We start from the raw sequence: 362 nt of genomic DNA, 5'->3' as shown, positions 1-362 counted from the left end.
GGTACTCGAGTGGCGAACGGGTGAGTAACACGTGGGTGATCTGCCCTGTACTTCGGGATAAGCTTGGGAAACTGGGTCTAATACCGGATAGGACAACTTTTTGGATATTGTTGTGGAAAGCTTTTGCGGTATGGGATGAGCTCGCGGCCTATCAGCTTGTTGGTGGGGTAATGGCCTACCAAGGCGTCGACGGGTAGCCGGCCTGAGAGGGTGTACGGCCACATTGGGACTGAGATACGGCCCAGACTCCTACGGGAGGCAGCAGTGGGGAATATTGCACAATGGGCGCAAGCCTGATGCAGCGACGCCGCGTGGGGGATGAAGGCCTTCGGGTTGTAAACTCCTTTCGCTAGGGACGAAGC

1 rRNA gene is annotated in these 362 nt (G+C 56.6%); it reads left to right on the top strand.

The window, feature by feature from the left end:
• Nucleotides 1–362: ribosomal RNA gene (locus tag ACXIUA_RS00605) — 16S ribosomal RNA — on the top strand; the annotation flags it as partial.

It is taken from the genome of Corynebacterium sp. UMB8791, from assembly GCF_054166365.1.
The sequence above is the reverse complement of the archived record's forward strand: the minus strand, read 5'-3'. Positions and strand labels throughout refer to the sequence as shown.